This is a genomic window from Luedemannella flava, assembly GCF_039528515.1.
Classification (GTDB): Bacteria; Actinomycetota; Actinomycetes; order Mycobacteriales; family Micromonosporaceae; genus Luedemannella; species Luedemannella flava.
In genome coordinates this window covers 44,702-50,954 of record NZ_BAAALT010000064.1, presented here as the reverse complement: position 1 = coordinate 50,954, position 6,253 = coordinate 44,702, and the positions used below count along the sequence as shown (strand labels likewise).

The following is a 6,253-nucleotide window of genomic DNA, read 5'->3' as shown; positions in this document are numbered from 1 at the left end:
ACGATCGACCCGTGCAACCTGCAGTTGCTCTACCAGGGCAAGTCCCCGAGCGCGGGCGGTGACTACAACAACCTGCCGTGGCGCCCGGGCGTCCTGACCCTGCAGCGGTAGTCAGCACAACCAGCGAAACCGTGGCCGGCGCTCCGACCCCCTGTGGGAGCGCCGGCCACCTCGAATGCGCTCACCACGAAAGAGGCTGAACATGCGTACTCGCACGCGATGGCTCATCGCCGCGACACTCACCGCAGCTCTGGGCGTCACCGGCGTGGTGGCGAACCTGAGCGTCGCCAGCGCCGAGTCCAACGGCGGCGTTCGCGTCATGCCGCTCGGTGACTCGATCACCGAGGGCACCCAGGTTCCCGGGGGATACCGGATCGGCCTGTGGCAACGGATGGCCGCCGCCGGCTACCGGGTCGACCTCGTCGGCTCGCAGTACAACGGGCCGTCATCGCTCTGGGACCACGACCACGAGGGGCACCCAGGTTGGCGTATCGACCAGATCGACGCCAACATCAGCCGGTGGCTGGGCTCCTACCAGCCGCGCACCGTGCTGCTGCACATCGGCACGAACGACGTACTGCAGAACTACAACGTCTCCGGCGCGCCGGGGCGCCTGTCGACGCTGATCGACCGCATCACGTCCGCGGTGCCGAACGCCGACGTGTTCGTCGCCACCATCATCCCGCTGTCGAACTACGGGCAGGAGCAGGCCGCCCGCACCTTCAACGCGACGATTCCCGGCATCGTGCAGAGCAAGGTGAGCGCGGGTAAGCGCGTGCACCTCGTCGACATGCACTCCGCGCTGACCACCGCCGATCTCATCGACGGCATCCACCCCACGGCGACCGGCTACGACAAGATGGCCGCGACCTGGTACGCGGCTCTGCAGAAGGTCCCCGGCAGCATCGGCAACGGCGGCTCGACCGGCGGCCCGACCAGTGGCCCGGCCACCGGCTCCGGCACGACGACGCTCGTGGGCGTGGCCTCAGGCAAGTGCCTGGACGTGCCGGGCAGCAACACGACGAACGGCACCCAGCCGATCATCTGGGCCTGCAGCGGCGCGTCCAACCAGCGGTGGACCCTCAACAACCAGACCCTGCAGGCGCTGGGCAAGTGTCTGGACGCGCCGACGGGTGCCGCCGCCGGGTCGAAGGTGCAGCTATGGGACTGCAGTGGCGGGCCCAACCAACGGTGGAACCTCAACTCCAACGGCACGATCAGCAGCGTGTCGTCCGGCTTGTGCCTGGACGTCTCCGGCGCCTCCACCGCGAACGGAGCGACCGTCATCCTCTGGACGTGCACCGGCGCCGGCAACCAACGGTGGAACCGGGTCTAGTGCCCTGACCAACCTACGAATATCCCGTTGCGAACGGGGTAGACAGCCCAGATGGCCGAGCTGACGTCGTACTGGACAGCAACGAGCGCCACCACCGATCACCCGAGGCTGGCCGCGGACATCGAGGTCGACGTCGCGGTGATCGGTGGTGGCATTGCCGGCATCTGCACCGCCTGGGAACTGGCCCGGGCGGGGCGGGGCGTTGTCGTGCTGGAGGCCGACCGGGTGGCGGCCTCCACCACGGGGAACACCACGGCCAAGGTCAGCGCCGCGCACGGCCTCGTCTACGACCGGCTGCGTTCGTCGATGGGCGCCGAGGTCGCCCGGCTCTACGCGAGCGCCCAGCTCGACGCCCTCGGACGGGTACGCGAGACGGTCGCCGATCTCGGCATCGCCTGCGACCTGGAGGAGCGGGCGTCGTACTGCTACGTGACCGATCCCGGGCAGGTCGGTCCGCTGCGGGACGAGGCCGACGCCGCCTCGGCGGCCGGCCTGCCGGCCTCGCTGGTCACCGCGACGGGGCTGCCCTTCGCGGTGGCCGCCGCGGTGCGCGTGGACGGGCAGGCGCAGTTCCATCCGCGCGGCTACCTGCTCGCGCTCGCCGACGACCTGGTCGCGCGGGGCGGTCAGATCGTGGAGCGGACCCGCGTCACGTCGATGGACGCAGGCGAGCCCTGCCGGCTCGTCACCGAGGCCGGCGCCACCGTCACCGCGACCGACGTCGTCGTGGCGACGCACTACCCCTTCGTGGACCGGGTCGGGCTGTTCAGCCGCCTGAAACCGCGCCGGGAGCTGGTCGTGGCCGGCACGATACCGGCTGACGCGGACCCCGAGGGCATGTACCTGACCACCGAGGAGAACACCCGCTCGGTACGCACCGCACCGTACCGGGAGGGACAGCGGTTGCTGATCGTGACCGGTGAGCACTTCACGCCCGGGGACGGGGACGTCGAGAGCCGGTGGGCGCGGCTGGCCGACTGGGCGACGGCGAACTTCGGTGTCGAGGGCCTGTCGTACCGGTGGGCGGCGCAGGACAACCTCACGCCGGACCGGATGCCGTTCGTCGGGGCACTGCCGCACGGGAAGGACCACGCGTACGTCGCGACCGGGTTCAACGCGTGGGGCATGACCAACGGGGTGATGGCCGGTCGGTTGCTGGCGGCACTGTTGACGGGCCGGTCGCTGCCGTGGGCCCCCACCTTCGACCCAAGCCGGGTACGCCCGCTCGTCGAAGGACCGGCGGTCGTGCGTGCCAACACGGCCGTGGCCGCGCACTTCGTCGGCGACCGCATGACCACCGGCGCGGGCTCGGTAGCTGAGCTACCGGCCGGGGCGGGCGCGGTGATCCGGGTCGACGGGCAGCGCCGCGCCGTGTACCGCGACGACGCCGGTCAGCTGCACGCGGTGTCCGCGACCTGCACGCATCTCGGCTGCACGGTCGCGTTCAACGACGCGGAACGCACGTGGGACTGCCCGTGCCACGGCTCCCGCTTCGACCCCGACGGGGCGGTCCTCCACGGCCCGGCCACCACCGCCCTGCCACCCGCGCCGGAGGACCTCACGTCCCGCTGACCAGCACGATCTCGTTGCCTTCGGGGTCGGCGACCCGCCAGCGACCCTCGGACTCGTCGAGGAGCCGGCCACCGGCTGCGACGATCGTGGCGAGGCGCGCCTGCGGGAGGTCCGACGGCACCGCGAGCTCGACGTGAATGCGGTTACGCTGCCGGCGCCGTTCCGTCTCCGAAGCGTCGATCTGTTGGAAGACCAGCACCGGGTTCAGCCGCCGCGGGTCGTGGATGTCGCTGGTTTCGGTCCGCCGGTCGGGGGTGTACCCGAGCGCGGCGACCCAGAACGCGCGGACCGCGGCGACGTCCGCGGCGTCGAGGAAGAGCTGGACGAAGCGCGGCAGCCCCGGATCCGCAGTGGCCCCGAGCTCGCGCGCAGCGCTCTGGAGGTCTGCGGCGAGGTCGGTGAAGTCGAGCCCGAGGCCATGGGCGTCGGCCTCCCACCGGTCCTTACCGCTGTCGATGATCACGAGCCCGGGGCGAAGGTCGATCAGCAGCGGGAAGCCCGCGTCGTCGGCCAGTGTCGCGGCCGCGGCGGCCAGGTCACGCTGCTGCGTCGGCGAGGCGACGCGGTAGCACGCCATCGCGCTGAACACCGCCTGCCAGTCGGCTGTCCCGGTCGTCTCGCCGAGCGCCGCGCCCGGCACCAGGTCGACCTCGTTGCCGTCAGGGTCGGCGTGGCGGACCCCGTACGGTCCCGACGCCTCACCAGGACCCGCCTGCTCGACCGCCGCGGCCGGGCGTACCACGTCGAGGTGGATGCGGTTGCGCAACGGCCGTGGTTCGGTCGACTGCCGGATCCGTATCGCGGGGTCGCGCCGGAGCGGATCCGTCAGACCGCCGTCGTCCCCCGGCGCATAGTCGAGTACGCGCTGCCAGAACGGCCTCACCAGGGACGGGTCCCCGGACTCGAACACGACGCTCAGGTGCTGCGGCACGGTGGGGTCCCCGGCCAGCCCGAGATCCCGCGCGGCCGCCGACACCGCCGCGGCGTGCTCGTCCGAGTCGAGGCGCACCCGGACGCCTGTCGCGCGCACGTCGACAACGACCTCGGCCGGCAGCGCCACGACGCGCCCGGCCAGCGCGGCCCCCTCGATCAGCGAAGGCGCGTCGAACCATGCCGTCGCGACGCCGTCGACCACCCGCCAGTCCGTACCGATCGCCATGCCCGGCACTGTAGAGCCCATTCCGGATGATCGCCTTCCCTCGGCCATGGAACCGGCGGGGGATCGGTCGGGTGACGGCGGTGTGGGCGGCTCGTTGGTCAACGGGAGTGACGGCCACCGTTCGCGGGAGGCGCCATGATGCGGATACGGCTGGCCGCGGTGGTCCTACTGGTCGTGGGTGTGCCGGCAGGTGCGGCAGCCGCGCCGCCATCGGGCGCGATGGTGGCGGCCGCCGACCGGGAGATCGTGTTTCCCGTTGAGGGAACGGCTACGTACGGCACGCTGCACGTGCCGCGCCACCGCGTCGGGCAGCGGTTGGTGGCGGCGCTGCTGCTGCAGGGCGGTGGGCTGGTGGACCGCAACGGCGACCTGCCGCCGGAGCGGGTCTGGCGCACCGGGGCGCAGCTCGCCGCGGCGCTGGGCCGCGACGGGGTGATGACCCTGCGGTTCGACAAGTACGGCGCCGGACGCACCGGTGCCGTCCGCGACGTCGACTACCCCGCGCTCGTACGTCAGGCGGCGGCCGCCTACCAGGTGCTGCGCGACCGGCCGGAAACGGACCGGGCCCGGATGCTGATCGCGGGGCACAGCGAGGGCAGCCTGACCGCACTGCTGGTGGCCACGGGTGCGACCCGGCCGCGGCCCGCCGGCCTCGTGCTGTTCGAGCCGACGTCGCTGCGCTTTCTCGACCAGGTCCGGCGGCAGTCGCACGCCCGGGTCGCGGGGTTGGTAAGCAGGGGCGACCTCGCGCGTCGTCGGCAGCGCGTCGTCGTCGCCGCGATCGACCGCGCCGTGGCGGACCTGCGGGCGGGCCGGCGTCCCGCCCTCGCGGGGCTGCCGGCCGGAATGGCGGCGATGTTCGCGTCGATCCGCGACGCGGGCGCCCGCTACGTCGTCACCGCCGACGCGGTCGACCCGCTGACCGTGGCCCGCCGGGTCCGACCCGGCACGCGCGTGCTGCTCACCTGTGGGACCCGCGAGGTGACCGTCAGCTGCGCCCAGACCCGTCACCTCGCGGCCGTCCTGCGTCAGGCGCGGACGGCCGGTCCGGGCCGGGTCGTGATCCGCGGGACGGACCACTTCCTGTCGATCAGGCGGCGCCCGGGCGTCGTGGCGGCGCCGGTGTTGGCCCGGCTGCACGACTTCGTCACCGATGGGCGGTACGGGTCCTCGCAAGGTGCCGCCGGCCTGCGGAATCTGGCACTCTTGGTCGTCCCATACGTGGCGCGCCCGCCGTGGGCCGTGGAGAGGAGCCGCCGATGCCGGAGACCAGCACCGAGGGGTACGTTGCCGACGAGGCGAACGTGCAGGGCCTGGTGCGCAACCTCTGCGCGTACGCGTTGAGTGAGCCCGACCCGCTGCAACGCTACGACGACCTCACCCACCAGCAGGTCCTCTTCGAGGGGGTGGTGGCCGCGATCCGGCTGGCGCGCGGCCGTGCGTTGGCCGACGCGCTGGTGGACGGTATGCCGGTCGACCAGGTGGCGCAGAAGACCAACCTGAGGACCGCGCCGAAGGTCCGCAAGCTCATCGCCGACGCGGGCGAGACCGAACGGGTGAAGCAGGCCAGCGCGGCGGCGAGGCGGAAAGGGCGGAAGACCGCGCCCAAGCCACCTGACCTGCTGGAAGTGCTGGCCCAGCTGCCGGTGCCCGCCGGACGGCGGTTGCTCACCGCAGACGAGCGGGCGGCCCTGATGCTGCCGGAGTCGGCGAAGCCCCGACCGGCCAGGGCGGCGAGCGGGTCGCGCCGTCCCCGCGTCCGAGCCACCGAGGCGCCCGCGCCGCGGTGACTAGGCTGGCGCCATGGCTGACCTGCTCGCCCGCGTACGGGCGATCTGCGTGGCGTTTCCCGAGGTGACCGAGCGGCCCAGCCACGGCGCGCCGACCTGGTTCGTGCGGGACCGCAAGACGTTCGTGATGTTGTGGGCCGACGGTCACCACGACAACGGGTTCCCCCACCTGTGGTGTGCCGCGCCGTCAGGCGCGCAACAGGAGCTCATCGCCTCCGACGGGCAACGCTTCTTCCGGCCGCCGTACGTGGGTCATCGCGGCTGGGTCGGCGTGCGCCTGGACGGTGACGTGGACTGGGCCGAGATCGGCGAGGTCTGCGAGGACGCCTACCGGACCATCGCGCCCGCGTCGCTCGTCGCGCGACTGGGGCCCGACGCCTGATCCGCTCCCCGGCC

At 72.6% G+C, this 6,253-nt stretch carries 6 protein-coding genes; 5 read left to right on the top strand and 1 reads right to left on the bottom strand.

Annotated elements, in window-relative coordinates; translation table 11 throughout:
• Positions 1-202: 202 nt before the first annotated feature.
• Positions 203-1,336, top strand: coding sequence for an RICIN domain-containing protein (locus ABD211_RS12945; protein WP_344129974.1), 1,134 nt, complete (start codon positions 203-205; stop codon positions 1,334-1,336).
• 51 nt (positions 1,337-1,387) lie between these two features.
• A complete protein-coding gene (locus tag ABD211_RS12940) occupies positions 1,388-2,908 on the top strand; it encodes an FAD-dependent oxidoreductase (protein WP_344129971.1) in 1,521 nt (506 codons plus the stop codon).
• Here ABD211_RS12940 and ABD211_RS12935 read toward each other — a convergent pair.
• On the bottom strand, positions 2,895-4,067 hold the full coding sequence (locus ABD211_RS12935) for a VOC family protein (RefSeq protein WP_344129968.1): 1,173 nt from the start codon (positions 4,065-4,067) through the stop codon (positions 2,895-2,897). The two genes, ABD211_RS12940 and ABD211_RS12935, sit on opposite strands and share 14 nt — an antisense overlap.
• Positions 4,068-4,202: 135 nt before the next feature.
• Between ABD211_RS12935 and ABD211_RS12930 the strand changes: the two genes are divergently transcribed.
• The 3 genes from ABD211_RS12930 to ABD211_RS12920 are packed head-to-tail and all read left to right on the top strand — an operon-like array spanning position 4,203 to position 6,239.
• Positions 4,203-5,411, top strand: a complete 1,209-nt coding sequence (locus tag ABD211_RS12930; protein WP_344129966.1) for a serine aminopeptidase domain-containing protein — start codon at positions 4,203-4,205, stop codon at positions 5,409-5,411.
• Positions 5,327-5,857, top strand: a complete 531-nt coding sequence (locus ABD211_RS12925; protein ID WP_344129964.1) for a hypothetical protein — start codon at positions 5,327-5,329, stop codon at positions 5,855-5,857. The genes ABD211_RS12930 and ABD211_RS12925 overlap by 85 nt, the downstream gene beginning before the upstream one ends.
• A gap of 13 nt (positions 5,858-5,870) precedes the next feature.
• Positions 5,871-6,239, top strand: a complete 369-nt coding sequence (locus ABD211_RS12920; protein WP_344129962.1) for an MmcQ/YjbR family DNA-binding protein — start codon at positions 5,871-5,873, stop codon at positions 6,237-6,239.
• The last annotated feature ends 14 nt before the right edge of the window (positions 6,240-6,253 follow it).

Bases quoted from the DNA above. Each gene is read 5' to 3' on its own strand.
- ABD211_RS12935 (WP_344129968.1), bottom strand. From the start codon at position 4,067: ATGGCGATCGGTACGGACTGGCGGGTGGTCGACGGCGTCGCGACGGCA.
- ABD211_RS12930 (WP_344129966.1), top strand. From the start codon at position 4,203: ATGATGCGGATACGGCTGGCCGCGGTGGTCCTACTGGTCGTGGGTGTG.
- ABD211_RS12925 (WP_344129964.1), top strand. From the start codon at position 5,327: ATGCCGGAGACCAGCACCGAGGGGTACGTTGCCGACGAGGCGAACGTG.
- ABD211_RS12940 (WP_344129971.1), top strand. From the start codon at position 1,388: ATGGCCGAGCTGACGTCGTACTGGACAGCAACGAGCGCCACCACCGAT.
- ABD211_RS12945 (WP_344129974.1), top strand. From the start codon at position 203: ATGCGTACTCGCACGCGATGGCTCATCGCCGCGACACTCACCGCAGCT.
- ABD211_RS12920 (WP_344129962.1), top strand. From the start codon at position 5,871: ATGGCTGACCTGCTCGCCCGCGTACGGGCGATCTGCGTGGCGTTTCCC.